Raw genomic sequence first — 25,676 nt, forward strand, 5'->3', positions numbered from 1 at the left:
ATTGAGTGATATTTCCTGAGTGTCTTAGGCGTATAATATGTTTAAGGCAGTGTTGAAAAAGTGTTCGCCTGTTCTCACTCTGAGGTGACTGTATACCGTTGAATACGAGGTGATCAGCATGCTGCTATCCCAATAGATGAACTTCTCAATCTATAACTTAATGAATAAAAAGGCGATCTCATGTTTAAGCCCACAACTGCACCTCAAGATGCGCTGATATTGCAACTTGTACCGATTGTGACTCAAGCATGCGAGATATTGCGAGCAGAGTATCACGCCTATGTTGCAGGTGGTGATTTTACAGTTGAACGAAAATCCGATCATTCACCAGTTACGCAAGCGGACTATCGTGTCAATCAAGTTATTACCGATGCTTTAAACAAAGCCTTTCCTCATTTGCCTGTGCTTTCTGAAGAAGGGCAGCATGTGCATAGACAGCAGTGGCAGTCTTTTTGGATGCTTGATCCTTTAGATGGCACCAAAGAATTTTTACATCAACGTCCTGAATTCACCATTAATCTCAGTCTTATTGAGGGTTCACATACAACTTTTGCGGCGTTGGCTATTCCTTGTGAACAGCAAGTTTACTTCTGTCCACTACAAGGTCAGCCTTTAAAATACAATATGGAAAAAGAGGTATGGTCTGAATATATTCCAGTTGAAAACCACAGTGCTGTTCAAGTCGGCTTAAGTCAAAGTAGTCAGAGTAAGCCGCAGTATCAAGTGTATTTAGAGCAGTTGGAAAAACTTACGCCTATTCAAGAGTATCGCGCAGGGAGTGCATATAAGTTCTGTATGGTGTTAGAAGACCGAGTCGATATTTACCCGCGCTTTCATCCAACGAGTGAGTGGGATACCAGTGCTGGACAGTGTTTATTGGAGCGAATCGGTGGTGGTTTGGTTGATTTTCAGGGACGACCATTCGTATATAACCAAAGATTGAGTTTATTGAATGGTGGTTTTATTGCATATCGAAATAACGATATGAAAAAACTGGCATTACAAGCACTTGAACTAATGCCTTCGTCGGCTTGAGCTAAAAATTGAGCGTGCTATAGTGTTTTTTGAATTATTGAGTTGCTAGTGATTATGGCCTTAGAGTTACTCCCGCCTAGTATGTTGAAGGCAATCGATTTATTGCCAGATGCAAAAACGCCAGTGACGTTATTTACACGTCATTCCATTCGTGAAGTTGTTACGGGTCAGGGGCTTGCAGGCTATGATTTACAGTTGACGCATCAAGGGCGCGATTTGGCTCAGGCGTGGGGTTCCTATCTGATCGATAATACAGATCGAGTGATACAACACTGTATTTCTAGCCCAATTCAACGTTGTATTGATACCGCTGCATTAATGATTCAAGGGGCAGATGGACAAACCCTTGAGCCGAATACCCACCGCATTGAAATTATCGAACAAGGTTTATTGGTTGAGCCAGGTAGTTTTGTTTTAGATATTAAGCAAGCTGGGCCTTATTTTCAGCGTCAAGGCGCTTTAGGATTTATTAATAGCTTTGTTAATAATGCCTTACCTGGTATGAAGCATCCGATTCACGGTGTCGTAGATGTATTGGAGCTTATATATAACACGCATCCGAACAACCCTTATGGTTTGAGCCTTGCGGTCAGTCATGATACGATTTTAGCTGCGATTTTGGCGGTTATTTCAGGGCGCACGATTGTGACCAAAGAAGACTGGCCGAAAATGATGGAAGGTCTCTTTGTGTGGTTTGAGGGAGATGTGTTTTTGGAATCAAAATTGAAATGGATTTGGCGCGGAGAAATGAATGAACTGAATATTCATGAGTTTCAAAATCTGTAAGTGCTTTGTTTAATAATAAAAATCAGCTATAAATCTCGTTGCTTCATTTAAGCAGTCATTTGAACGAGAAAAAGAATATACGAGATTTATAGATCGATCATTCGTCAACCTTATTAAATGCTATATCGCATCAGTTTAAATTTTTGCTTTGAGTCGATTGGGAAAATCGAGCAAGTCGATACTTAGGCCTTCATCATTTAAAGGCCATAATCAGGTATTCACCGCTACGCTGTGCTGATGAATACGATTGTATTTATCTGCAGCAATGAGCGTGGCAATCTCATGATTCGAAAGGGTATAAGCATTGACAACATCAGCTGGATATTGAGTGCGGTCATAAAACTCAGCTTCCGTTTCTCCTTGGTGTAGTGCAAAAATACGTTCAATTGCAGGTAAATAGACGCCATAACCTAACCACGCGTCAACGCCCTGAGAGGCCTGAATTTCTGCGGTTCCACGCATATTTGAGATGACTTTGGCGAGTATGTCTTTTTCACCTTTGGCATGAAAATACTCAATATATTGTTGTTCTGTCAGTTGGAATTTTTCAAGTGTTGGAAGAAATTTATTAATCATGCTATTCCCAAGTAGAACATTCTATGTGGTTTCATTATAAGAAAACAAAATACCATAATTTATTTATGGGATTTTAGTCATTTTGGATCTAGAAATTAAAATAAGCTACATGCTTACAAAGAAAATTAATTGAAATATATTTAAAAAAAACTGACAAATATTGGCACTATATTGGTGCAAATTTAAATGTATAACTCATCATTATTTTTCATAAGTTCAAGCCCTGTCACAGAACTTTTATTTTTCGGGCATTAGTTTCAAGACCGATAAAAAATATGTCCTGAAGTGACAAATTATGTAAATTGAATATGTATAGAAAATAGTGTTAAATAATTAAGCTTTTGATTTATATGAATTATTAATGGTTTTTAATTTTTATTTGTGACTATTTTGGGGGAAGATGTGAAAAGTGTGAATGAGTTCTTGTATTGCAAGCTAAGTCTTTGCATTGTAACACTGATGTTAGTTGCGTGTGGTGGAGGTGGTGGAGAAAGTGGAACCGAAAACTCTACAACGCCTGTAGTGAAAACCTATGCTGAACCTACACAGGATGTGGCTGATGGAAATACATTGGGTTATTTTGATTACGATGCAAACTCAAGAACACGTGTGATACGAAATGACTTAACTGGTAACTTCGAAGCAATGCTGCAATTTGGTCAGAGTCATGTGGTTGATCCAAATGGTAATGAAAGTAAAAAAATGCCGCGTCTGACGATGGAAAAAGAAGCGCTATTGTTAGTTACGCCAACTGATAGCATGGGGAAAATTGATGGTCTGAGTGCTGATATTTACATGAATAATCAGTTGCTCCGCACAGTTACATTTAACGATCCAACTAAGATTCCTCAGTCTGATCAAACTAATACCGATGAGCGTGCGCGTGTGCAATATAGTAAACGTGCGTGGAGTGCTCGACTCAATTGGGATGAAATACGTCCAGGTTTGCGTATTCAGCTCAAAGATTCTCATGGACGTCAGGGACAAATTTCGGAAGACAAAATTGATTTTGGCTCTCCAGGAGAGTTGGTCTTAAACAATATTCGTATCGGTATGTTAACGGCTCCTCCTGTCTCTAATGGTCACTATATGCTGAATGATCCTGTTCGGGCAGGTTCAGATTACTTTCAAACGATTCCTGCTGCTGAAATGACCGTTGCAAAATATGATGATATTCAGTTGGATCGCGTCATGATTGCCGACGGGACGATTTACGATACTGCAAGTGCTAGCCAAGGCGGGGTTTATGAGGGTGACATGCGTGAAAACGTAGGTAAGTCGACATTTAGCGTGGGCATTAACCTAGCAAACTGGGGCATTACCAGTGCTTCGATGGCAAGTCAAAATCAACCACAATTAACCCAAACCGTTGTTGCACACCATAGCCGTGGAAAATATGCCAATGGCGAAAGTAATCATGGCTTAAGTGGTGGTAACGGCATGCTGACGTTGTATGATTCGGTTGGAAACGAGTTTAGTCATGAAATTGGACACCACTATGGACTGGGGCATTATCCTGGGCAGGAAGGTGATAACCAGTTTTGGACTTCACATCATGCGGATAGTGGTTGGGGTTATATTCCGTATCGCAATATGATGCGGGGAAATTTGATTTGGAATAATAAGGATTTATGGGCTTCTTCTACAGGAATTGCAAATTTTTTAGCTTTATATCCACATAGCCGAGATGCAATGTCTGGTGGTTATGCATCAAGCTCAGTTTCACGTTATACTCACTATACGGGCTATAGCACTTATTTAAAAATTCAACCGCACTTTAACCGCTATGTGTGGGATAAGACTTCACCAACGGGCTATAAAAAATGGAATGAAGTCACACGGCAGATGGAGGTGATTCAGCCTAATATGCCAGATTCTGCTGCACCTGTTTGGTATCAACCAAAGCAAAACTATTTACGCCCACGTGTTTTTGGTGAGCCTGTAGTGACCATTTTGGGTGGATATGACCCTGTGGCAAAGGTTGGGTTACTATATCCTGCGGCACGTTCAAACTGGGGCAATGCCTATGATTTACCTGCTGCAAATACTGCGGTAAATCAGGATGCATGTTGGTTAAATGTACAGTATCCAAATACAGTAACCAATATTGCGCTGGCTCCGACACGATTAGGTAGTAATGCCAATAAATTACATGTCAATTTAGCGCTTGCAGATCACCCTCAGAAAGTTGATTTATATTGTAAGCAGGCCAATGCTGCTGCCAAATTATTATCGACGACAGTGATTCCCCAATATGCTACGGCTATTACACCTGCAGTTAAAATTGGTAAAGCACAGGGTTATAAAGCCTTACGCGATGTGGAGTTGCCTCTACTTGAGCAAGAGCTACTGAATCAAGCGGCGAACAATCTTATTGTTTTGTCACCAAATGGTTCAATGCTTTATCAGTCTTATAAGTCATATAAAAATGAGATGAGTTTAGCTGCACAGCAGGTACTTGAGCGTTATGAAGAGCAAGAAACTAGGTGGATGCGTTTAAATCGTTGGGTAAATGTTTATTATGATGATTTGGCCAAAGATCTACCTGCTGCGATTGATGCACTCAATGCTTTTATCAAGCAGCTAGGTTTACAACAAGCTGATCCACTTGCACAAAGTACTTTGTTAAAAAACAACAAAAATTGTTTAAAAACGGAGTTAACTGCAAATCAAAAAATGGATGTTTACATTAGTGGCCCATCGGCTTGTACTGCTGATGAGACCGAGCAGTGGGTTTATGACAGTTTAGGGCGTATCCATAGCAAGGCGGCTATGGGGCAGTGTCTAACGGGTAATGGGGGAAGTGCTAAAGTTACCTTGACTGACTGTATGATGAATAATGCAGCACAAGTGTGGTCAATGGATGCCACGACGTCTGCTATTAAACAATCAGGACAGTGCTTAGATCTAAACTCGGGTAATTTGGTAAATAACCGTCAAATTGCAATTCGATATAGTTGCTCTGGAAATAATAATCAAAGATGGACAATGCTGAACCAAAATACAAGCTTGATTTTAGCTGGGGTAACATCAAGAAATATTGATATTTTAGTGAAAAACCTGAAAACTCAATCTTTGAATTAAACCACTGCTCATATGGTTAAATTATTGAAAATTAAATGAAAAGAGCTCCCTAGTAGGGGCTTTTTTTTGCAAGTAGATGTTTTTGTGGGTGCTAGAGAGGGCTGATGGATTTTATTTGGGTTTTAAGCTGTATTGTTAAGGAACAGATGTACTGAAAAAAGTGTGCGTAGTGTGAAAATTCAAAAAATAGATACAAAAAAAAGCCCTTTAAAAAGGGCTTTTTTTAATGCATAAATTAGTTAGCTAAAGCTTTAACTTGTGCATTTAAACGGCTCTTATGACGAGCAGCTTTGTTCTTATGGATGATGCCTTTATCAGCCATACGGTCGATTACTGGTACAGCAGTTTTGTACGCTTCAGAAGCAACTGCGTAATCACCAGCAGCGATAGCAGCTACTGTACGTTTGATGTAAGTACGAACCATAGAACGTAAGCTTGCGTTGTGTTTGCGTGCTTTAACGTTTTGACGAGCACGTTTTTTAGCTTGAGCAGAGTTTGCCACTCGTGCACTCCTTGAAATAGATTGGTCTGGGCGGGCTGAAATTCAAACTGAAAACCACATCAGAAGAACAATCACCAGCCCGTAAACAAGTGGCATATTTTGATTAATATACGCAGTGAAGTCAAGTCTTGACATGCTTTGACTATATTTAAGATACATAAAAATTCTAAAGAAAAGGTAAGATTAGCCATCTGCATGGGAGTTTGTATAAAAATGACACAAAATATAGAACAAGCGATTGTGATTGGAGCAACGGGTTTGGTGGGCTTAAACCTGATTCAACAATTACAACAACTGCCAAGTTGTAGCAAAATACTGGCTGTGGTCAGAAAGCATAATGTGCAGCTCGATCACTATGATAAAGTTCAGCAACTGGAGCTGGATGATTTTTTATTACTCAACCATGAAGATGTTCAGGGCTACAGTCATGCTTTTAGTTGTTTGGGGACGACTTTAAAGAAAGCTGGCTCAAAAGAGCAGTTTTATGCCATCGACTATGTGGTGAATGCGCATTTTGCGGAGTTGTTTGTTTTGACCAAAACCCATTATGTGTTGATCAGTGCCTTGGGTGCGCAAGCCAATTCAAAAATTTTCTATAATCGCGTCAAAGGTGAGCTTGAAGAGGCTATTCGCGGGCTCGATTTATATAAGGTCAGTATTATGCAGCCATCCTTACTGATCGGACAGCGTAATGAAGGTCGCGTGTTGGAAGATATATTCCAAAAGGCTTATACCAAACTATCGCATTTTATACCAAAGCATTTTAAATATAAGCCAGTGACAGCAGAACAAGTGGCTCATACTATGGTCGAGGCTGCCCAAACGCAGACCGAGAAATTTGAAATATATGATAATTTACGTATACAAAAGACAAAATGAGGGGAAGTGTGGTGACGACAGCATTTGTGACATGCGATTTATTGGATGATCATCCTGAACTTGATTTACAAGTGGTCAGCCCATCGATGGATGGTAAGTTCTTTAGGAGCTATGGTGCGCGTAAAACCTTTGGTGGTGAGGTGGTTACGGTTAAATGCTTTGAAGATAACTCACGAGTGAAAGAGCTATTAGCAACAGATGGTACGGGTAAAGTATTGGTTGTGGATGGTGGCGCTTCAATGCGCTGTGCCTTGATGGGAGACTTAATTGCGGAGTCAGCAGTCAAAAATCACTGGAATGGTGTGGTGATTTATGGCTGTGTCCGTGATGTAGATGCCATTGCTGAACTAGATTTAGGGGTGCATGCTTTAGCCGCTATTCCACAAAAAAGTAACCGTAAGGGTGTAGGGGAAGTTGATATCAGCTTGCATTTTGGTGGTGTCACCATTCAATCAGGTGATTATCTCTATGCGGATAATAACGGCATTGTCATTGCAAAAGAAAAACTGGTCGATGAATAAACACCAACCAGACTCATAACAACATAAACAAAAGATATGGACGTGTAATATGGTGAAGCATCAAATTAAAGTGATTCAGGCTCTTTTTTCGGCGCTTGCACAAGGTGGGCGTGGTGTAAATGGAACGCCACATCCTAAACAACCTGAGCAACCTTTAAAGCTCTATGAGTTTGAAGGCTCGCCATATTGTCGTCGTGTGCGTGAAGTATTGACTTTGTTGAACTTAGATTATGAAGTGTATCCATGTCCTAAGGGTGGAACTAAATATCGTCCTTTGGTGAAACAGTTGGGTGGGAAAACCCAATTTCCTTTTTTACTCGATGAAAATACAGACACCAAGCTGTACGAGTCTGAAGATATTATTCACTACTTGTTTGAACAATATGGTCGCAGTGGTAAAACACCGAAAAAGTATGCACATTATCCCAAAACGCCTTATGTTGCTTATGTCGGGACATTGGTAAATGGTGCGAGTGGGGTGTGGATCAACAAGAGCATTAAAGATCGTGCAGCGCCAGAACAGCTGTTACAACTTTGGGGATTTGAAGCCAGTCCTTATACTCGGATTGTCCGTGGTTTACTTACCGAGTTGGAGCTCCCTTTTAAGTTTCATAATGTGGCTAAAGAACGTTGGCAAGATCAAGGCCCAGCAGTACTGCGTTTAAAGCCGGGCAAATATGTACCTTTGGCAGGTGGAAAGCGTGAGCAAGTCATGCAGGTGATGGGGCGTGATATTCAAGTGCCATATTTGGTTGATCCGAATACTGAAACAGCTTTGTTTGAGTCGGCAGATATTGTTGCTTATCTCAAGCAGACCTATGCAGCATAAGAAAAAGGCATCTCTAAGAGATGCCTTTTTTAATTCCCAAGCATTGATGTTTTTATCGGGTTGCTCTGTTTTTGTCATTACAATGTAATGATTAATTGGATATGTATTTAGTTTTTATAAAAATATTCATTATTTGATTGATAATACGACACACATTCAAACATCCGTAGCATTGAGGAAACGCGTAATTTCTTGGGAAAATTTGCGCGGTTCACTCATTAAAGGCGTATGCCCAGATTTTTTAAAGATTACCATTTTTGCATGCGGTACGCTTGAGGCAATCAGCTTTTGTCCTTGGGCAGGATAAAGTTTTGAGTCTTCACCAATAAAAAATGTAGCCGGTCGGTCAAGCTGACGGAGGACACTGCGATAATCTTCTTGATGATCAAGATAATTTTGAATATACCAAGCCATATAGTCTAATCGCTGGATTGGGAGCATGAATTTTTGCAAGTATGGCTGGTGAAATGCTTTTTGAAATAAAGCCGCAGTTCGAGAGGGTTTGGCTTGCAGTTGAATAAAAGCCAACCATTGCTTAACCAGTTCTGTACGCATAGACGCTGTTAAGTCTGAGACCAAACGGTACTGTGCATTTTGGGCCAATAGGTCTGCAATGTTTTGTAGGATGACTTTGAAGTCAGCATGCTTTTCAGCAAATAAACCATGTGGCCAGTCTGCGTCGACGCTAATTTTGGGGGTTTGGTCAATGTGTAAATAGCTACTGATATGGTCTTGAAAGCGACCATATTGCATAGCATGCATGGCTGTCGTGGCGCCCATAGAGTAGGCAATCACATGGAATGCTGTATCAGCATATTGATTTAGAAAGCAGTTTAAATCTTGCCAGTGGCTGGAAATTGCATCCAGTGCGGGAATTTTGCACTGTGCTGAACCACCAAAACCCCGCCAGTCAGGAATGTAAAAGTGGTACTTTTTACGGTGTTGATATAAAAAAGGCAGCCATTGCCAACTTTGCATTCCTAAACCAGATAAGACCAGTACAGGTGCACCTTGTCCAAATTCTCGAACATAGAGTTTTTCGCCATCTGGCATTAAATAATGTGGCATGGTCAATCCTTTGCGTGGCTTATTATTTTTCGAAGTTTTTAAGTGCTGGAATCATGGTCTCTAGCCACTCAATCCAACCACATTCTAAATTAATTCCAAGTTGTAAAATCATTCTATGAATATATAAGGTGCGATCATTTTCTTCAGCATGACCAAAGTCTTTGGCAAAAATGCTTTGGTAAATTTGTAGTTTTTCTTTGTGTAGGATGAGATGTCGTTCCAGTTCAGGTAAAACCGTATTGCCGCCAAGCTGAGCCTCAACACGCAGTCTCACCATTAGTTCTTCACGGAGCTGGGCAGGTGGGCTTTGTTTTACCAGCCAGTCGGCAAGTTCTGTACGTCCGAGCTGTTCTGCCTGATAGGTTTTTTTACGCGAGGTTGCACCATCATCTTCTATCGTTGAAATCCAGCCTTTGCTCTGCATAGCGCTGAGTTCTCTATATATCTGTTGATGTGTTGCATTCCAAAAGAAGCCCATTGAACGGTCAAAACGACGCGCTAACTCAATACCTGTGCTTGGTTTTTCAATCAAACTGGTCAATAAAACATGAGCTAATGACATTTCGGTAATATTTCGCAATTAAAATGGACGTAGAGTCATTATGCAACATGTTGCATAAAAAACAAATCTCGATTATAAAGATAAACATTGTGCAACTTGTTGCATTAAATAATTTGATCTAACCTTGTATTTAAAATACCAGCCAGCGAAAGCACGCCAAGGAGTACACATGTCTAATTATCCGCATTTACTTGCGCCTTTAGATTTAGGCTTTACCACATTAAAAAACCGCGTATTAATGGGATCTATGCACGTTGGACTTGAAGAAGTTGAAGGTGGTTATGATCGCATGGCGGCATTTTATGCAGAGCGTGCCGCTGGCGGTGTAGGACTCATTGTAACAGGTGGTATTTCACCGAATGATCATGGTGTGACTTTTCACGGTGGTTCTAAGTTAGATACTTTAGAAGAAGCGGAAAAGCATAAAGTCATTACACAAGCCGTACATGATGCGGGTGGTAAAATTGCATTACAGATTTTACATACAGGTCGTTATTCTTATCAGGCTGAAAACGTTGCACCTTCTGCGATTCAAGCACCGATTAACCCTGTAAAACCTCATGCTTTGACTTCTGCTGAAGTGAATCAGACTATTGCGGACTTTGTGAATTGTGCAAAATTGTCACAAGTTGCTGGCTATGATGGTGTTGAAATCATGGGTTCAGAAGGCTACTTAATCAATGAATTCATTGCGGCACGTACCAACCATCGCGATGATGAATGGGGTGGAAGCTATGAAAACCGTATTCGTTTCCCGATTGAAATCGTAAAACGCACTCGTGCAGAAGTGGGTGAAAACTTTATTATTATTTATCGTCTTTCAATGTTGGATTTGGTTGAAGGTGGTTCGACTTTAGAAGAAGTCATTCAGCTTGCCAAAGAAATTGAAAAGGCGGGTGCAACCATTATCAACACAGGTATTGGTTGGCATGAAGCACGTATTCCAACGATTGCAACCAAAGTACCACGTGCGGCATTTACATGGGTGACCAAGAAGCTAAAAGGATCGGTTCAAATTCCTTTGGTGACGTCTAACCGTATTAATACCCCTGAAATGGCTGAACATGTTTTGGCTCAGGGTGATGCTGATATGGTGTCTATGGCACGCCCAATGCTTGCAGACGCGGAGTTTGTACTGAAAGCAGAACAAGGTCGTAGCGATGAAATCAATACTTGTATTGGTTGTAACCAAGCCTGTTTAGATCAAATTTTCTCCATGCAAATTGCGACATGTTTAGTCAACCCGCGTGCATGCTATGAAACTGAACTGATTTTTAAAGAAAGTGCGGCTAAGAAAAATATTGCGGTGATTGGTGCTGGGCCTGCAGGTTTGAGTTTTGCAACATATGCTGCTGACCGTGGGAATCAAGTGACTATTTTTGAAGCAGCAAGTCAGATTGGTGGTCAGTTTAATATTGCGAAGACTATTCCTGGTAAAGAAGAGTTTTACGAAACACTGCGTTATTTCAAACGTAAAATTGAATTACAACCCAATATCAAATTGGTGCTGAATCATACCGCAACTTATGAGGAACTGAGCGCTGAAAATTATGATGACATTGTGGTTGCAACAGGCGTTACTCCACGTGAGCTGACTATTGAAGGGATTGATCATCCGAAAGTGTTGAGCTATATCGAAGTTCTACGTGAGCGTAAGCCTGTCGGTAAAAAAGTCGCGATTATTGGTGCGGGTGGTATTGGTTTCGATACGGCAGAATACTTAAGCCATGAAGGTGAAAGTGGTAGTTTAAACCCACAAAAATTCTATGATGAGTGGGGAATCGACACCAGCTATGCGCATGTCGGTGGCTTAAAACAGCCAGTCTTGGAGCAGTCAGATCGTGAAATTTACCTTCTACAGCGTAAAGCGAAGGCAGTCGGTGCAAGCTTAGGTAAAACCACGGGTTGGATTCACCGTACAGGGCTAAAACATCGCGATGTAAAAATGATTGCAGGTGCAAGCTACGACAAAATTGATGATCAAGGCCTCCACATTACAGTGAATGAGCAGCCAACGGTTTTAGAGGTTGATCACGTGATTATCTGTGCAGGACAAGAGTCTTATACTGCAATGTACGACCAGTTAAAAGCCGATGGTAAAAATGTGCATTTGATTGGTGGTGCGAAAGAAGCAGGTGAGTTGGATGCGAAGCGTGCGATTCGTCAAGGCGCTGAACTGGCTGCGACCATTTAATCGATAACAATCATTTATCCGCTTAAAATTTGTAATCAAGCTCCCTCTCCTATACGGAGAGGGTTTGGGGGAGATATTTTCCAAAATCTTATCTTTTCCCTCGTGTTGCCTTTTCTTTGAATCATATATGGTGCAAGAGAATGTGCTTTTATTGCAATTAGATTTGAGTAGATTCACTTTCATAAGGACATAAGAATGAGTTTAGCAACAACAAAACAAGCCTTGGTACGCTGGCATGATATGGTCATGACACGTGATATGAGTATCCTAAATGAGCTTTTAGCAGAAGATGTCGTATTTCGTTCACCTGTGGCATTTAATCCTTATTCAGGTAAGCAGGTGGTTTTTTTTATTTTAACTAATGTGATTCAGGTTTTTGAAAACTTTACTTACCACCGTGAATTTTTTACAGAAGATGGTTTAAGTGTCGTCCTTGAGTTTTCTGCCAATGTCGGCGAAAAAAAGCTCAAAGGGATTGACATGATTCGTTTTAATGAGCAAGGTCAAATTGTAGATTTTGAAGTGATGATCCGTCCTAAATCGGGGCTAGAGGCCTTAGCTATACAAATGGGACAGCGAATGGCAGCTTTTGCACCTCAAGCTGGATGATAAACGTGTGACTTGTTATTTATAGTTAGGCACGAAAATTGATGCATCACCAAGAAAGATAGGAAAAAGAAGTTACTGATATGAATGCTGTGTTCAGTTTGCTAAACCAATTAAGCCAAACGGCGTGGGATCGAGTGACTGGTGCGGAACAACCGAAGCTCTATGTTAACCCGCAAGGGCAAATTCAAGAGACTGTTGGGGCGCTTACACAGCTTCAGGAAAAGTACAGACCAACACCGTGGTTATCCAACACGCATGCCCATCTTTTATATTTTGATGTGATTCAAAAGCGTCGGATTCAATTGGAATACGATCATTTTGATCAATTAGACATGCAAGACGGTGGGGTCACTGGCATTATGTGGTTCGGTTATGACTTGCCTGAAGTGACGCCAACGGTTGTGGTTATGCATACGATTACGGGCTCTCCTGAAAGTATGCGTGAGGTGGTGCGTGATTTAAATCGCTATACGGGTTGGCGCATTGCACTGTGCTTACGCCGTGGACATGCAGACCTTCCAATGCCTGTACCCAAAATGAATCTTTTTGGTTCAACCGATGATTTACGTGAGCAAATTGCCTTTATTCAAATTACATTTCCAAGTTCAACGTTGTATGCGGTTGGTTCTTCTGCGGGAACGGGGCTTTTGGTGCGTTATTTGGGTGAAGAAGGGAGTCAAACCCCTTTTAAGGCGGCCTTTGCCCTGTGTCCGGGTTATAACACGGAGTTGGGTTTTGTAAATGTGCATCCCTTTTACAGTAAGGTCATGACCAAGAAACTGTTTAAGAAATTTATTTTTCCTTATCAGCAAACGTGGCAAGAAACGGCGTCTGTCTCGCAAGTTTTAATGACTAAAACCTTGGCTGAGTTTGAGTCGAGTTATTATGAAATGGCGGGTTATGTGGACTATGACAGTTATAAACAAGCCACAAACCCAATCTATGTATTTGAAAATGTCACCATTCCATTGCTGATTTTAAATGCAGAGGATGATCCCGTTTGTCATATTAAAAATTTTGAACCGTATAAAGACATGATCCGTCAAATGCCGAATATTGCGGTAGTGACCACCAAAAAAGGCAGTCATTGTGGCTTCTATGAAGGGGTACTCAATACCGAGTCTTGGGCAACCAAGCTGATTGCGGACTTTTTGAAACTGGAACATCAAAAAACACTAAAAAAAGACTTACAGCAGTGTGGGTCTTTTTTGATTGGTTCAGCAGTGTAAAGGCTTAAACGGCTTCACAGGCTTTCTTGCTAAGACCGAACTTCATTTGCAGTAAGACCAAGATCAAGGCCATAAAGCTGAGTGCGGCACCTGCATATGAAACTGCTGCATAGCTGAGTTGCATACTCAGTACCGTTGCACCTGCAAAGGCACCTAAGGCATTACCTAAGTTAAACGCACCAATGTTGACTGAAGAGGCAAGACCAGGCGCATCTGCTGCGACTGACATGACGCGCATTTGCAGTGGTGGTACTACCGCAAATGCTGCTGCACCCCAAATCACTAAGCCAATCGCTGCACCAACAGTTGTTTGCGCTAATACTGGGAAAACAAGCATCATCACCATCAAAAGGACAAGGAAGCCTATCAGAGTTTTCTCTAGGGATAGATCGGCAAACTTTCCACCCAAATGATTACCAATGGAGAAACCAATCCCGGTTAACACCAACATCAAGGTAATGGTTTGCGGTGATGCATGCATAAATACATGTAGGCTCGGAGCAATGTAGGTATATAACGCAAACATGGCGCCCGCGCTCATGACCGTGGTTAATAAAGCAAGGACGACAGGCGCACGTGTTAAAACGCGCAATTCTTTTGCTACATTCGGTTTAACCACATCGTGATCTTGCGGGAGTGCTTTCCATAGTGCCAACATGGTTATAATGCCTAAGATTGAAATCGCAGCAAAAGCCATGCGCCAACTGGTATTTTGACTGAGCCATGTCGCAAGTGGTACACCGCCAATATTGGCAATGGTGAGACCCATAAACATCATGGCGACCGCACTGGCTTGTTTATCTTTAGGCACAACACTGGCTGCCACCACCGAACCTAAGCCAAAGAATGCACCATGGTTTAAACTGGTAATTAAACGTGCCCCCATGAGACTCATATAATCAGGTGCAACGGTTGCCAACACATTCCCAATCGTGAAAATAGCCATCAATAGGATTAAAGCTGTTTTCTTAGAAAAGCGTGCCAGCCATAAGGTCATGAGCGGAGCCCCAATCATGACGCCTACTGCATAGGCACTAATCAGCAGTCCAGCTTGTGGAATTGAAACGGATAAATCGTTGGCAATTTCAGGCAAAAAGCCCATGGGTGAAAACTCGGTGGTTCCAATGGCAAAAGCACCCACCGCAAGCGCCAAAAGTGGAAAATTAATTTTCATAGCGATGCTCAATCCCAAATTGGTGCTAATCCTTCAGGATTAACTTCACGTTGATTTCGGTCTAATTGCGTAATTTCCATCATTTCTTCACTCGACAGTTGAATCTCTTGTGCCTTTAAGTTGGACATCAAGTGTTCACGTTTGATTGATGACGGTATGACTGCAAAACCACGTTGTAATGCCCAAGCCAAACTAATTTGTGCCGTCGATACCTGATGCTGCTGCGCGATGTGCATTAAAACAGGATCATTCAAAACCTTACCGTAAGCCAGTGTCATATATGAAGTGACATCAATGTTTTGCGCTTGCATGAAATCAACCAGTTGATGGTTTTGTAAGTAAGGACTGAGTTCAATTTGGTTGGTTGCGATGTTTTCTAGCCCAATACTCTCAATCGCCTGTTGAGTCAGCTCAATATTAAAGTTAGAAATACCAATGTGTTCGGTCAAACCTTGTTGTTTCGCTTCCAATAAGTTCTGCATGAGTTCTGTAATGTTTACACCTGTACTTGGGGCAGGCCAGTGGATCAAGGTTAGATTCACTGCATCGTTTTTTAGTTTATGCAAACTTTCTTTTAAGCTTGGAATCAATTTTTCTGCTGAATAATTTTCCGTCCAGATTTTTGTGGTGAGAAACAGATCTTGACGATTGATACCACTGAGTTCAATGGCTTGACCAACTTCGGCTTCATTACCATAGATTTGAGCAGTATCGACCGCACGATAACCGACTTCTAGTGCAGTTTTCACAGACTGAATCACAGTGTCACCTGTTAAACGGAAAGTACCTAGGCCGAATTGAGGAACGATATTCATTTTTTGCTTGATAACTTGTTTTATGGAATGAGACTATTTTGTAGAAAAAAGACTTGCTTAAAAACTGGGTAATTTGCAAAATATTATTGACTATTAATCAATAATTATGCATGAAATCAACTATAGAAGAATTAATGGCTTTTGTGAGCATTGTTGATAGTGGTTCTATCGTCAAAGCTGCGCAGCAGTTGGGTCAAACCACATCGGGTGTCAGCCGTGCCTTGCAACGTTTAGAGTCGAAGTTGAATGTGACGTTGCTGGAACGAACGACACGGAAGCTCAAGCTGACCTATGAAGGACAGCAGTTTTTGGCAAAGGCGCGTAAAATTTTACTCGATCTGACCGAAGCTGAAGAAAGTCTGCAAAATAATGATGCTGAGGCATCTGGTTTAATTCGGATTGATTCGGCAACGCCTTTTGTGCTGCATGTGATAGTACCGCTGATTGAAGAGTTTATGCAGCGCTATCCAAAAATTGATATAGAAATTACCAATCATGATCAGGTTATAGACTTGCTTGAACATAAAACCGATGTCGCGATTCGGTTTGGTGAGTTGGCGGATTCAAGCTTACATGCCAAGTTGCTTTGTAAAAGTCGTTTATATATTGTGGCAAGTCCGATTTATGCACAAAAACATGGTCTACCTAAAAATGCAGCAGAATTAAGCTCACATACTTTGCTTGGTTTTAGTCAGCCTGCACATTTAAATACGTGGCCTATTCAGTTGGAGGATGAGCCTTTAATTATTCAGGCCAAAATTAAATGCTCAAATGGTGAAACGGTTCGTCAGTTGGCATTGCAAGGGGCAGGGATTGCGTGTTTGTCACGTTTTATGGTCGAGCAAGATATTCAAGATGGGCGGTTTATTGCTTTGTTGGAAGACCAAATTCAGATCAAAGAGCAGAAAATACATGCGGTCTACTATCAACAAAATTATGTGCCAAAGCGTATTCGCTTATTTATTGACTTTCTTGCAGAAAAATTAAAAGCCTACTTATAAATCAGCAATAAAAAACCCGATATCAATCGGGTTTTTTTTAATCATCTAAATAGTGATGCTTAGTTTTCTAAAGCTGGTGTCGCTGCTGCAATGGCTGCTGCAACCGCATCGTCTTCAGTTTGCGTATTTGGGTTTGTATTACTTGGACGTGCTTGCGTTGGTTTTTCTTCAGCTTTTGGTGCTTCTGCTTTCGGTGCAGGCTGAGCTGCTGGAGCAGGTGCTGGCGTTTCACGACGGATTTCAGTGGTGGTATTCGGCGTTTCTTCGCGAATCACTTCAACTTGTGCTGGAATCTCAGGCTCAGACGCCGCTAAAGGTTGAAGTTCAACAGTTTGTTGTTGCTCTGTAGTGACGACTTCAACTTGTTCTTGTTCATCTTCTTTGGGTGCTTCTTTCTTTACACATGCTGTTAATAGTAAGCCTGCTGCAATGGCACCACAAATTAAAAGTTTTTTATTCATAATTACATAAAATCGAGTGTTTGAAGGATCGTGCCATTATAACAGCAAAATGCAAGATGAAAATCCTATGAACTTAGCTTAATTTTATCTGCTAAATGCTGATAGAATATCCAATTGTTTATTGTTCTATGAATTGATGCGGATTGACTTTGCTTTATTGGTACAAGGTAAAGTAAAATTGCGCAACATTGCAGGCCGAATTAGGCTCGATTGTACGAGAAACCCAATGACCCATTTTATTTTCGTGACTGGTGGTGTAGTTTCATCACTAGGTAAAGGTATTTCAGCTGCTTCAGTTGCTGCGCTTTTAGAAGCCCGTGGATTAAAAGTAACCATGGTAAAAATGGATCCATACATTAATGTCGATCCAGGGACTATGAGCCCGTTCCAACATGGTGAAGTTTTTGTCACAGAGGATGGTGCAGAAACCGATTTAGACTTGGGTTATTACGAACGTTTCTTGCGTCGTGCGAAAATGACCAAGTTAAATAACTTTACTTCTGGTCGCGTATACCAAGACGTTTTAAATAAAGAACGCCGTGGTGACTACCTTGGTGGAACTGTTCAAGTTATTCCACACATTACAGACAACATCAAAGAACGTGTACTTCGCGCAGGCGAAGGTTATGACGTTGCGATTGTTGAAATTGGCGGTACAGTAGGTGACATCGAATCTCTCCCATTCATGGAATCTGTACGTCAACTTATGGTTGAACTAGGTCATAAGCGCACTATGCTTATGCACTTAACTTTGCTTCCATATATCAAATCTGCGGCAGAGTTGAAAACTAAACCAACTCAGCACTCGGTAAAAGAATTGTTGTCGATTGGTATTCAGCCAGACATTCTCATCTGCCGTACAGAATACGATGTAGATGCAGATACGACGCGTAAGATTGCATTATTTACCAACGTTGAAGCACGTGCAGTTGTGGTGTGTAAAGATGCGCGCAGTATTTACCAAATTCCGCGTACATTCTATGAACAAAATGTTGACGACCTGATCTGTGAGCGTTTTGGTTTCAATGACTTGCCTGAGGCTGATTTAACAGATTGGGACAATGTTGTAGAAGCACTACTAAACCCTGAATACACGGTACGTGTTGCAATGGTGGGTAAGTATGTTGAACTTCCGGATGCGTATAAGTCTGTGAATGAAGCGCTTTTACATGCAGGTATTCAGAATCGCGTTAAAGTTCAAATTGACTATGTCAATGCTGAAGAGCTTGAAAGCCAAGATGTCAATGAAGTATTGAAAGATATGGATGCAATCTTGGTGCCGGGCGGTTTTGGTGAACGTGGTACTGAAGGGAAAATGCAAGCGATTAAATTCGCACGTGAAAACGGTGTTCCATTCTTGGGTATCTGTTTAGGTATGCAGTTGGCTGTGATCGAATATGCACGTAATGTCGTGGGTATTAGTGATGCGAGTTCGACTGAATTCAACCGTTCGACTAAGTCTCCATTGATTGGTCTAATCACTGAATGGTTAGATGAGCGTGGTGAAGTTCAACAGCGTAATGTTGACTCTGATCTTGGTGGTACGATGCGTTTGGGTGCTCAAAAATCAGAATTGGTTGAAGGCACTAAGACACGTGAAGTGTATGGTTCAGCAGATATTATTGAACGTCACCGTCACCGCTATGAGATGAATAACCGTTTTATTCCAGCGCTTGAAGAAGCTGGCATGAAAATTTCGGGCTATTCACCTGTACAGCACTTAGTAGAAACAGTTGAAATTCCTCAACATCCTTGGTTTATTGCTGTACAATTCCACCCGGAATTTACAAGTTCACCACGTGATGGACACCCATTATTTGCTAGTTTTATTGATGCTGCGAAAGCACAGTACAAAAAAGCGAAGTAATTTGGGTTAAGCAATAAACTAGGAAGTTTAAATGTCACAATTAAAACCACAAGAAATTGTACGTTTAGGCGATATACAAATGGCAAACCACTTGCCATTTGTACTATTCGGCGGCATGAACGTACTTGAGTCTAAAGATTTGGCTTTTGAAATTGCAGAGACTTATGTCGACATCTGCAAGCGTTTGGAGATTCCTTACGTATTTAAAGCCAGTTTTGATAAAGCCAATCGTTCAAGCTTGAACTCGTTTCGAGGGCCAGGCCTAGAAAAAGGGATTGAGTGGTTAGCTGACATTAAAAAACATTTTAATGTACCCATCATTACTGATGTACATGAACCTTACCAAGCTGCACCTGTAGCAGAAGTTGCGGATATTATTCAACTTCCTGCTTTTCTAAGTCGTCAGACGGATTTGGTTGAAGCGATGGCCAAAACGGATGCCATCATTAACATCAAAAAAGCACAATTCCTTGCACCTCATGAAATGCGCCATATTTTGCATAAGTGTTTAGAGGCAGGGAATGACAAGCTCATTATTTGTGAACGTGGTTCGGCATTTGGTTACAACAATTTGGTTGTAGACATGTTGGGTTTCGACATCATGAAAGAAATGAATGTCCCTGTGTTCTTTGATGTGACCCATGCGCTTCAAACTCCGGGTGGTCGTGCAGATTCTGCGGGCGGTCGCCGTGCGCAAATCACGACACTTGCTCGCGCGGGAATGGCAACAGGTCTAGCAGGTTTATTCTTGGAAGCGCATCCTGACCCAGAAAAAGCCAAGTGTGATGGACCATGCGCATTGCGTATGTCTCAACTTGAGCCTTTCTTGGCACAGCTAAAAGAATTAGACACCTTGGTTAAAGGTTTCAAAAAGCTAGATACACACTAAATTATAAACTCATTGATGCCATCTAAAGCATCTCGTTATTAATCAACTGAGGAATTGTTCATGAGCCAAATCGTTGACATCCGTGCACGTGAAATTTTGGACTCTCGTGGTAACCCAACCATCGAAGCAGACGTAATCTTAGCATCTGGCGTAGTTGGCCGTGCATGTGCACCATCTGGTGCTTCAACTGGTTCTCGTGAAGCTTTAGAACTTCGTGATGGCGACAAAGCACGCTATTTGGGTAAGGGTGTTAAAAATGCGGTTAATAACGTAAACACTTTGATCCGTGATGCTCTAGTGGGTAAATCAGTGTTTGAACAAAAAGACATCGATAACACCATGATTGCGCTTGATGGTACTGAAAACAAAGAAAAATTGGGTGCAAATGCAACTTTAGCGGTATCACTAGCTGCTGCACGTGCTGCTGCTGATGAAAAGAAAATTCCTCTTTTCCAATACATCGCAGACTTACGCGGTCAAACTACTTTGAGTATGCCTGTACCAATGATGAACATCATCAATGGTGGTTCGCATGCAGACAACAATGTTGATATTCAAGAGTTTATGATTGAGCCTGTAGGCTTCACCTCATTCTCTGAAGCATTACGTGCGGGTGCTGAAATCTTCCATTCCCTAAAATCAGTTTTAAACAAAAAAGGTTTAAACACTGCTGTAGGTGATGAGGGAGGTTTTGCTCCGAACTTGCGTTCAAATGAAGAAGCAATCACTGTGATTCTTGAAGCGATTGGTCAAACTGGCTACAAAGCAGGTTCTGATATTATGCTTGCGCTTGACTGTGCATCTTCAGAATTTTACAAAAATGGTCAGTACATTCTTGCGGGTGAAGGCAACAAAGCGTTCACAAGCAACCAGTTCTCTGACTATTTAGCGGGTCTTGTAAACCAATATCCAATTATCTCGATTGAAGACGGTTTAGATGAGTCGGATTGGGAAGGTTGGTCTTACTTGACATCTATCCTTGGCGACAAAATCCAATTGGTAGGTGATGACTTATTCGTTACAAACCCGAAAATCCTTCAACGTGGTATTAATGAGAAAGTAGGTAACTCTATCTTAATTAAATACAACCAAATTGGTACGTTGACTGAAACTTTAGATGCAATCTATCTTGCGAAAGAAAATGGTTATTCTACAGTAATTTCACACCGTTCTGGCGAAACTGAAGATTCTACGATTGCGGATCTTGCGGTAGGTACTGCTGCTGGTCAAATTAAGACAGGTTCACTTTGCCGTTCTGACCGCGTAGCGAAATACAACCAATTGCTTCGTATTGAAGAATTGACAAATGCTGCTTACCGCGGTAAAGCTGAGTTTAAAGGTTTAAACTAAGCGACTGATGTCAATGTTCAATGTATTCGACTCGTTGATGAGTAAAGTACTACTAGGCCTTGCGATCATTTTGATCGCAGGGTTTCAGTATTTATACTGGTTTGGTGAGGGTGGTTATCAAGACCATTTACAACTCACACAAAAAATCCAACAACAAACTGAAATTAATAACGACTTAAAAGAACGTAATCGTGTCTTGGCGGCAGAAGTGTATGATTTGAAGAATGGTATTGAAGCCATTGAAGAGCATGCGCGCTTGGACTTGGGTTTAATCAAACCTCGAGAAACGTTTATTCAAATGAGTACTATCAGTACTCAATATAAGCCTGTTTATATTGATCCGAACGCCCAAATTGATTTGCGAACCAATGAAGACGATGAGCCTGAAACCCCTCCAGCTACCCCATAAATTGTGGGCTATTATTCCTGCTGCTGGCTCGGGTAGTCGCTTTTCTCAAACTGAACTAAAACAATATCAAATGATTGGACAAAAGACCGTACTTGAACATACGGTTTTACGCCTTAATCAATTGCCCTTGCAGGGCTATGTTTTGGCGATTGGTTCAGATGATGATGTTGCTCAAAGTTTGCCTTTTACTCACATAGAAAAAGCACATTTCTGTGAAGGCGGTGCTGAGCGTGTAGACTCAGTGCTCAGTGCACTCAATTATCTTTCTACAATCGCTGATGCTGACGACTGGGTCTTTGTGCATGATGCAGCACGTCCATGTGTCACGCAGGATTGTTTATTAAAACTGGTTAGTACGGCTATTCAGTCCAATACAGGGGCGATTTTAGCTATTCCTGTTAGAGATACTTTAAAGCGTGTGATCTCAGCGCAAGATATTCAAGAAACCGTTGATCGTTCACAGCTTTGGCAGGCACAAACCCCACAGATTGCTAAACTGGGGGTGCTGAAAAAAGCAATTGAACATGCGCTAGAGGCACAAGCCTTAATTACAGATGAAGCCAGTGCTTTAGAGTTTGTTGGTGAAAAGGTTCAAGTCGTACAAGGGCGCTCCGATAATATTAAAATTACCTATCCAGATGACCTTGAGCTTGCGCGCCTGATTTTGGCGGCACAATAAAAATTATTTAGATTTATTGAGCTAAAACTACAGAAATATGGGTTTGAATGATGTTATCTAAAACACTTTGAACTTATAATTTGCCCTGTCTTTAGCTCATTCAATTTACGCAAATGATACCATCACAGCAGTATCGTTTTTTACGTCAGTCTTTACGTGACGGTAGAAGCATTAAACATGACTCATCTCGCTGGGCTAAATTGCATTTAGATCCATGGCTTTTATGCTTTCTGATTTTAAATGCCGTGTTGGGATTGTTGGTTATTTATAGTGCGTCAGCACAAGATATGGGCATGGTATTTCGCCAAGCCACGAGCTTTGCTGTGGGCTTCATTGTGATGATGATCTGTGCGCAAATCCCACCCAAAGTCTATCAGGCCATTAGTCCTTATTTTTTCATCTTCGCTGTGATTTTAATGGTATTGGTCTTGGTGGTGGGCGAAACCCGCATGGGAGCCAGACGTTGGATTAGTCTACCAGGTATTGGTAGCATGCAGCCTTCTGAGTTTATGAAGTTTGCCATGCCTTTGATGATGGCATGGTACTTTGCAGGCCGCGCATTCCCGCCTAAGTTTATGCATATTGTGATTTCGTTGGGCATTATGATGCTGCCGTTTTTATTGGCAGCTTTACAGCCTGACTTAAACCTAGGTCTCTTGATTCCTGGTGTGTGTGTCATTTTCCTCAGCGGGATCTCTTGGCGGCTCATTGCTTTGGCCTGTGGTGCGTTGGCTGTTGTCGCTCCCTTACTTTGGATGTTCTTTTTGCAAGAGTACCAAAAAAAGCGAGTGCTCACTTTATTTGACCCAGAGTCAGATGCATTAGGCGCAGGTTGGAATATTATCCAATCCAAAATTGCCATTGGTTCAGGTGGTTTAATGGGAAAGGGCTTTACAGAAGGTACACAGTCACATTTGGGGTATTTGCCTGAGCACCATACCGACTTCATTATGTCAACGTATGCGGAAGAGTTTGGCTTTATTGGGGTGTTCTTGCTGTTTAGTTTGTTTGCGGCCATTATCATTCGTTGTTTGATTATTGGTATGAACAGCTTCCATAATTTTGGGCGTTTATACGCGGGTGCTGTGGGCTTAACGTTCTTCTTCTTTGTATTGTTAAACTCGGGGATGGTGAGCGGGATTTTACCTGTAACAGGTGATCCATTGCCACTGATGAGTTATGGCGGAACCGCGGTGATTACTATGCTGGCGAGCATGGGCATCGTGATGTCAATTCATACTCATCGCTAAAGTCTAAAAGAACTAAGCCAGCGATACTGCTGGCTTTTTTGTGCTTAAAATAAGAGGAAAACTCTAATGTTTTTTTTGAGCTTTATAAAGCACCATATTGTTGCCATGTTTCGCCTGTATGTAGGCTGTCATAATAGTTTTGCAGAGTGTTCAAGTCATAGTATTGCGTATAGGCCAGTACTAAAAGCCCAAAAATTAAAGCCGTTTTCAATAGATTTAAACGCGAATGTTGCTGTGAAAAATAGCCTAAGCTAAGTAGGGTGAGTATGACTGAGGGAAGAATGGCAATACTTTCATGCTGAGAAAGAAACGTCCAATGATTGAGATAAATCAGAATTAGAATGAGTCCAATGAATCCCATGTAGTTATAGATCTTCTTATTTACAGATGCTTTAAAAAAAATAATTGTTTGAAATATTAAAATCAGACTACTGAAAAGGTATGCGCTTTTTCCACCAATAACCACACTATAGATTGCATTGATTAGGCAATAAGCCAACAACACGGATAGTACGAAAGCATAGAGTTTGGTATAGAGAATGTGTGAAAAGGGGAGAATCTGTTTCATAATTTGCTCTATTGAAAACTCATATCATATTAAAAGAGGATTTGAAGCTTAACATGCTATTCGATTCTTGTGACGGTGGCATGTTTTTGTTGTGTTGGAGATGGCTTGAATAAATGTCGCGTACGAGTAGAGCTTAGACCACAGATTATTAAACACAGCGTCCCTCCAATAAGTACTGCTGGCACCACAGAAAAATAGCGCGTCATCAAGCTCATGTGTAGGGCACCGAGCTGATTGCCTGAAGTGACTAATATGCCATTTAAAGCCGCTACACGCCCTAATAGTGCTTTTGGGGGGAGTTGCTGTAATAAAGTTTGTCGAATGACCATGCTGATGCTATCAAAGGCACCGATTAAAACAAGGAAGAAGACTGAGAGCCAAACATGAGAGGATAGTGCAAAGGCTAAAGCACACAAAGCAATTGCAAAACTACTATAGAGCATGTTTCTCCATGCATTTTGCATCGGAGAATAACAGGTCAACATCAACATCATGATACAGGCGCCAATAGCTGGTGCAGCTCTGAGTATACCTAAGCCTTCAACACCAAGATGCAGGATATCGTGTGCAAAAATAGGCAGTAAGATAATGACACTACAAAAAAGCATGGCGCCGAGATCCAGCAACATACTCCAAAACATTAGTGGATGTTTAAAAATAAACAAATAGGCTTCTTTCAAACTTTTGCTTAAATGCTGTTTATGGGGGCTAGGGAATTGACGAGGACTTAATCCGAATAAGCAGATGCTACCCACGCAACACAAGAAAAAAACAATAAAGAGGGTTTTTTCAAGCCCAAGTTGGCCGAGTAAAAGTCCTGCGCATAAAGGCGCTAAAATGCCGCCTATTTGCCAAATGAGCGCGGTCCATGTGGCTGCATTGCTATAGACTGACTCGGGGGTTAGAAAAGGGCGTAATGAATTAAATGATGGGCTGTAGATGCCTCTAAGTATGCCTAAGCAAAAGATGAGGCTATAAATGCCGCATAAAAGTGTATTTTGTTGAATGTGCTGTTGTTGGTACTGAGAAAAAAGAACAATAAATAATAATGGAATTAAAGTGCTACAGCTAAAACTCCACTGCACAATTTTTTGTCGGTTATAGCGATCAGCCCAGTCGCCACTGATCAGGGAGAGGAAAATAAAGGGGAGTAACTCAATTAAGGCAATCATGCCAAGGCTGAGTGGATTTTGAGTGAGTTGATAGATACTATAGGCAATGACGACTTCTTGAATCATGATGGTTAGAATTAAGCACAACTGATTGACACTCAGAAGTGAAAAATCACGTGAACGAAAAGCCAAAAAAGCATCGGCATGGAAAAGCGACATAAACAGAA

The 25,676-nt window shown here is 41.3% G+C and carries 25 protein-coding genes; 16 read left to right on the forward strand and 9 right to left on the reverse strand.

Annotation, left to right across the window (positions count from 1 at the left end; genetic code table 11):
* Positions 1-180: 180 nt before the first annotated feature.
* Both ACG9ZB_RS09665 and ACG9ZB_RS09670 read left to right on the forward strand, forming a co-directional pair.
* Positions 181-1,035, forward strand: a complete 855-nt coding sequence (locus ACG9ZB_RS09665; RefSeq protein WP_419325523.1) for a 3'(2'),5'-bisphosphate nucleotidase CysQ family protein — start codon at positions 181-183, stop codon at positions 1,033-1,035.
* Between the two features lie 54 nt (positions 1,036-1,089).
* Positions 1,090-1,821 (forward strand): histidine phosphatase family protein, encoded by a 732-nt coding sequence (locus ACG9ZB_RS09670; protein WP_078388778.1) that lies wholly within the window; start codon positions 1,090-1,092, stop codon positions 1,819-1,821.
* A gap of 210 nt (positions 1,822-2,031) precedes the next feature.
* Here the strand turns inward: ACG9ZB_RS09670 and ACG9ZB_RS09675 are convergent, their stop codons facing one another.
* Positions 2,032-2,397 (reverse strand): hypothetical protein, encoded by a 366-nt coding sequence (locus tag ACG9ZB_RS09675; protein ID WP_419325524.1) that lies wholly within the window; start codon positions 2,395-2,397, stop codon positions 2,032-2,034.
* A 459-nt stretch (positions 2,398-2,856) separates the two neighbouring features.
* Here ACG9ZB_RS09675 and ACG9ZB_RS09680 point away from each other — a divergent pair, with 459 nt between their 5' ends.
* Positions 2,857-5,481: a M66 family metalloprotease gene (locus tag ACG9ZB_RS09680; protein ID WP_419325590.1), complete on the forward strand. Its 2,625-nt coding sequence runs from the start codon at positions 2,857-2,859 to the stop codon at positions 5,479-5,481.
* 235 nt (positions 5,482-5,716) lie between these two features.
* On the opposite strand, the gene rpsT is transcribed toward ACG9ZB_RS09680, so the two are convergent.
* On the reverse strand, positions 5,717-5,983 hold the full coding sequence (gene rpsT, locus ACG9ZB_RS09685; protein WP_004696602.1) for a 30S ribosomal protein S20: 267 nt from the start codon (positions 5,981-5,983) through the stop codon (positions 5,717-5,719).
* 213 nt (positions 5,984-6,196) lie between these two features.
* Here rpsT and ACG9ZB_RS09690 point away from each other — a divergent pair, with 213 nt between their 5' ends.
* Genes ACG9ZB_RS09690 through ACG9ZB_RS09700 form a run of 3 tightly spaced genes read left to right on the forward strand, consistent with a single transcriptional unit; the run spans position 6,197 to position 8,212 of the window.
* Positions 6,197-6,862, forward strand: coding sequence for a nucleoside-diphosphate sugar epimerase (locus tag ACG9ZB_RS09690; protein WP_419325525.1), 666 nt, complete (start codon positions 6,197-6,199; stop codon positions 6,860-6,862).
* A gap of 8 nt (positions 6,863-6,870) precedes the next feature.
* Positions 6,871-7,383 (forward strand): ribonuclease E activity regulator RraA, encoded by a 513-nt coding sequence (gene rraA, locus ACG9ZB_RS09695; RefSeq protein ID WP_419325526.1) that lies wholly within the window; start codon positions 6,871-6,873, stop codon positions 7,381-7,383.
* Between the two features lie 49 nt (positions 7,384-7,432).
* Positions 7,433-8,212, forward strand: coding sequence for a glutathione S-transferase N-terminal domain-containing protein (locus tag ACG9ZB_RS09700; protein ID WP_419325527.1), 780 nt, complete (start codon positions 7,433-7,435; stop codon positions 8,210-8,212).
* Between the two features lie 156 nt (positions 8,213-8,368).
* Here the strand turns inward: ACG9ZB_RS09700 and ACG9ZB_RS09705 are convergent, their stop codons facing one another.
* Both ACG9ZB_RS09705 and ACG9ZB_RS09710 read right to left on the reverse strand, forming a co-directional pair.
* Positions 8,369-9,280, reverse strand: a complete 912-nt coding sequence (locus tag ACG9ZB_RS09705) for an alpha/beta fold hydrolase (protein ID WP_419325529.1) — start codon at positions 9,278-9,280, stop codon at positions 8,369-8,371.
* Positions 9,281-9,302: 22 nt separating this feature from the next.
* Positions 9,303-9,842, reverse strand: coding sequence for a PadR family transcriptional regulator (locus ACG9ZB_RS09710; RefSeq protein ID WP_010326972.1), 540 nt, complete (start codon positions 9,840-9,842; stop codon positions 9,303-9,305).
* A 169-nt stretch (positions 9,843-10,011) separates the two neighbouring features.
* Here ACG9ZB_RS09710 and ACG9ZB_RS09715 point away from each other — a divergent pair, with 169 nt between their 5' ends.
* The 3 genes from ACG9ZB_RS09715 (at position 10,012) to ACG9ZB_RS09725 (ending at position 13,874) form a co-directional block, all read left to right on the forward strand.
* Positions 10,012-12,036: an FAD-dependent oxidoreductase gene (locus ACG9ZB_RS09715; protein ID WP_419325531.1), complete on the forward strand. Its 2,025-nt coding sequence runs from the start codon at positions 10,012-10,014 to the stop codon at positions 12,034-12,036.
* A gap of 195 nt (positions 12,037-12,231) precedes the next feature.
* Complete coding sequence (locus tag ACG9ZB_RS09720; RefSeq protein ID WP_058869811.1) at positions 12,232-12,645, forward strand: nuclear transport factor 2 family protein; 414 nt, start codon at positions 12,232-12,234, stop codon at positions 12,643-12,645.
* 80 nt (positions 12,646-12,725) lie between these two features.
* Positions 12,726-13,874, forward strand: a complete 1,149-nt coding sequence (locus tag ACG9ZB_RS09725; RefSeq protein WP_419325533.1) for a YheT family hydrolase — start codon at positions 12,726-12,728, stop codon at positions 13,872-13,874.
* A 4-nt stretch (positions 13,875-13,878) separates the two neighbouring features.
* On the opposite strand, the gene ACG9ZB_RS09730 is transcribed toward ACG9ZB_RS09725, so the two are convergent.
* Positions 13,879-15,048 carry an MFS transporter gene (locus ACG9ZB_RS09730; protein ID WP_419325535.1) on the reverse strand — a complete coding sequence of 390 codons (1,170 nt, stop codon included), beginning with the start codon at positions 15,046-15,048 and terminating at the stop codon, positions 13,879-13,881.
* Between the two features lie 8 nt (positions 15,049-15,056).
* Positions 15,057-15,863, reverse strand: coding sequence for a 2,5-didehydrogluconate reductase DkgB (gene dkgB / locus ACG9ZB_RS09735; RefSeq protein ID WP_419325536.1), 807 nt, complete (start codon positions 15,861-15,863; stop codon positions 15,057-15,059).
* A gap of 110 nt (positions 15,864-15,973) precedes the next feature.
* Between dkgB and ACG9ZB_RS09740 the strand changes: the two genes are divergently transcribed.
* Positions 15,974-16,864 carry a LysR family transcriptional regulator gene (locus ACG9ZB_RS09740; RefSeq protein WP_205667942.1) on the forward strand — a complete coding sequence of 297 codons (891 nt, stop codon included), beginning with the start codon at positions 15,974-15,976 and terminating at the stop codon, positions 16,862-16,864.
* 59 nt (positions 16,865-16,923) lie between these two features.
* On the opposite strand, the gene ACG9ZB_RS09745 is transcribed toward ACG9ZB_RS09740, so the two are convergent.
* The gene (locus ACG9ZB_RS09745) at positions 16,924-17,325 is read right to left on the reverse strand and encodes a hypothetical protein (RefSeq protein WP_004696625.1); all 402 of its coding nucleotides are present in this window, start codon (positions 17,323-17,325) and stop codon (positions 16,924-16,926) included.
* Between the two features lie 226 nt (positions 17,326-17,551).
* On the opposite strand from ACG9ZB_RS09745, the gene ACG9ZB_RS09750 reads away from it, so the two are divergent.
* From ACG9ZB_RS09750 to rodA, 6 genes are all read left to right on the forward strand, one after another.
* Positions 17,552-19,192 carry a CTP synthase gene (locus ACG9ZB_RS09750; protein ID WP_004696627.1) on the forward strand — a complete coding sequence of 547 codons (1,641 nt, stop codon included), beginning with the start codon at positions 17,552-17,554 and terminating at the stop codon, positions 19,190-19,192.
* Positions 19,193-19,223: 31 nt separating this feature from the next.
* Positions 19,224-20,081 (forward strand): 3-deoxy-8-phosphooctulonate synthase, encoded by an 858-nt coding sequence (kdsA, locus tag ACG9ZB_RS09755; protein ID WP_005401052.1) that lies wholly within the window; start codon positions 19,224-19,226, stop codon positions 20,079-20,081.
* A gap of 60 nt (positions 20,082-20,141) precedes the next feature.
* Complete coding sequence (eno, locus tag ACG9ZB_RS09760) at positions 20,142-21,431, forward strand: phosphopyruvate hydratase (protein ID WP_419325538.1); 1,290 nt, start codon at positions 20,142-20,144, stop codon at positions 21,429-21,431.
* Between the two features lie 7 nt (positions 21,432-21,438).
* Positions 21,439-21,840 (forward strand): septum formation initiator family protein, encoded by a 402-nt coding sequence (locus tag ACG9ZB_RS09765; RefSeq protein WP_010326966.1) that lies wholly within the window; start codon positions 21,439-21,441, stop codon positions 21,838-21,840.
* On the forward strand, positions 21,800-22,519 hold the full coding sequence (gene ispD / locus ACG9ZB_RS09770; RefSeq protein ID WP_419325540.1) for a 2-C-methyl-D-erythritol 4-phosphate cytidylyltransferase: 720 nt from the start codon (positions 21,800-21,802) through the stop codon (positions 22,517-22,519). The genes ACG9ZB_RS09765 and ispD overlap by 41 nt, the downstream gene beginning before the upstream one ends.
* A gap of 113 nt (positions 22,520-22,632) precedes the next feature.
* Positions 22,633-23,769, forward strand: coding sequence for a rod shape-determining protein RodA (gene rodA / locus ACG9ZB_RS09775; protein ID WP_005401056.1), 1,137 nt, complete (start codon positions 22,633-22,635; stop codon positions 23,767-23,769).
* 82 nt (positions 23,770-23,851) lie between these two features.
* Here rodA and ACG9ZB_RS09780 read toward each other — a convergent pair whose 3' ends face one another.
* Positions 23,852-24,337 (reverse strand): hypothetical protein, encoded by a 486-nt coding sequence (locus ACG9ZB_RS09780; RefSeq protein ID WP_419325542.1) that lies wholly within the window; start codon positions 24,335-24,337, stop codon positions 23,852-23,854.
* Positions 24,338-24,393: 56 nt separating this feature from the next.
* Positions 24,394-25,668, reverse strand: coding sequence for an MFS transporter (locus tag ACG9ZB_RS09785; RefSeq protein ID WP_419325543.1), 1,275 nt, complete (start codon positions 25,666-25,668; stop codon positions 24,394-24,396).
* Between the last annotated feature and the right edge of the window lie 8 nt (positions 25,669-25,676).

Source organism: Acinetobacter johnsonii (assembly GCF_048551975.1).
Classification (GTDB): domain Bacteria; phylum Pseudomonadota; class Gammaproteobacteria; order Pseudomonadales; family Moraxellaceae; genus Acinetobacter; species Acinetobacter johnsonii_A.

Excerpts from the sequence above, each read along its gene's own strand:
- ACG9ZB_RS09700 (WP_419325527.1), top strand. The coding sequence starts at position 7,433 with ATGGTGAAGCATCAAATTAAAGTGATTCAGGCTCTTTTTTCGGCGCTT.
- ACG9ZB_RS09675 (WP_419325524.1), bottom strand. The coding sequence starts at position 2,397 with ATGATTAATAAATTTCTTCCAACACTTGAAAAATTCCAACTGACAGAA.
- ACG9ZB_RS09670 (WP_078388778.1), top strand. The coding sequence starts at position 1,090 with ATGGCCTTAGAGTTACTCCCGCCTAGTATGTTGAAGGCAATCGATTTA.
- ispD (WP_419325540.1), top strand. The coding sequence starts at position 21,800 with ATGAAGACGATGAGCCTGAAACCCCTCCAGCTACCCCATAAATTGTGG.
- ACG9ZB_RS09690 (WP_419325525.1), top strand. The coding sequence starts at position 6,197 with ATGACACAAAATATAGAACAAGCGATTGTGATTGGAGCAACGGGTTTG.
- ACG9ZB_RS09780 (WP_419325542.1), bottom strand. The coding sequence starts at position 24,337 with ATGAAACAGATTCTCCCCTTTTCACACATTCTCTATACCAAACTCTAT.
- ACG9ZB_RS09705 (WP_419325529.1), bottom strand. The coding sequence starts at position 9,280 with ATGCCACATTATTTAATGCCAGATGGCGAAAAACTCTATGTTCGAGAA.
- eno (WP_419325538.1), top strand. The coding sequence starts at position 20,142 with ATGAGCCAAATCGTTGACATCCGTGCACGTGAAATTTTGGACTCTCGT.
- ACG9ZB_RS09730 (WP_419325535.1), bottom strand. The coding sequence starts at position 15,048 with ATGAAAATTAATTTTCCACTTTTGGCGCTTGCGGTGGGTGCTTTTGCC.
- rodA (WP_005401056.1), top strand. The coding sequence starts at position 22,633 with ATGATACCATCACAGCAGTATCGTTTTTTACGTCAGTCTTTACGTGAC.
- ACG9ZB_RS09710 (WP_010326972.1), bottom strand. The coding sequence starts at position 9,842 with ATGTCATTAGCTCATGTTTTATTGACCAGTTTGATTGAAAAACCAAGC.
- ACG9ZB_RS09725 (WP_419325533.1), top strand. The coding sequence starts at position 12,726 with ATGAATGCTGTGTTCAGTTTGCTAAACCAATTAAGCCAAACGGCGTGG.
- kdsA (WP_005401052.1), top strand. The coding sequence starts at position 19,224 with ATGTCACAATTAAAACCACAAGAAATTGTACGTTTAGGCGATATACAA.
- dkgB (WP_419325536.1), bottom strand. The coding sequence starts at position 15,863 with ATGAATATCGTTCCTCAATTCGGCCTAGGTACTTTCCGTTTAACAGGT.
- ACG9ZB_RS09740 (WP_205667942.1), top strand. The coding sequence starts at position 15,974 with ATGAAATCAACTATAGAAGAATTAATGGCTTTTGTGAGCATTGTTGAT.
- ACG9ZB_RS09765 (WP_010326966.1), top strand. The coding sequence starts at position 21,439 with ATGTCAATGTTCAATGTATTCGACTCGTTGATGAGTAAAGTACTACTA.
- ACG9ZB_RS09680 (WP_419325590.1), top strand. The coding sequence starts at position 2,857 with ATGTTAGTTGCGTGTGGTGGAGGTGGTGGAGAAAGTGGAACCGAAAAC.
- ACG9ZB_RS09785 (WP_419325543.1), bottom strand. The coding sequence starts at position 25,668 with ATGTCGCTTTTCCATGCCGATGCTTTTTTGGCTTTTCGTTCACGTGAT.
- ACG9ZB_RS09745 (WP_004696625.1), bottom strand. The coding sequence starts at position 17,325 with ATGAATAAAAAACTTTTAATTTGTGGTGCCATTGCAGCAGGCTTACTA.
- ACG9ZB_RS09715 (WP_419325531.1), top strand. The coding sequence starts at position 10,012 with ATGTCTAATTATCCGCATTTACTTGCGCCTTTAGATTTAGGCTTTACC.
- ACG9ZB_RS09720 (WP_058869811.1), top strand. The coding sequence starts at position 12,232 with ATGAGTTTAGCAACAACAAAACAAGCCTTGGTACGCTGGCATGATATG.
- ACG9ZB_RS09750 (WP_004696627.1), top strand. The coding sequence starts at position 17,552 with ATGACCCATTTTATTTTCGTGACTGGTGGTGTAGTTTCATCACTAGGT.
- ACG9ZB_RS09665 (WP_419325523.1), top strand. The coding sequence starts at position 181 with ATGTTTAAGCCCACAACTGCACCTCAAGATGCGCTGATATTGCAACTT.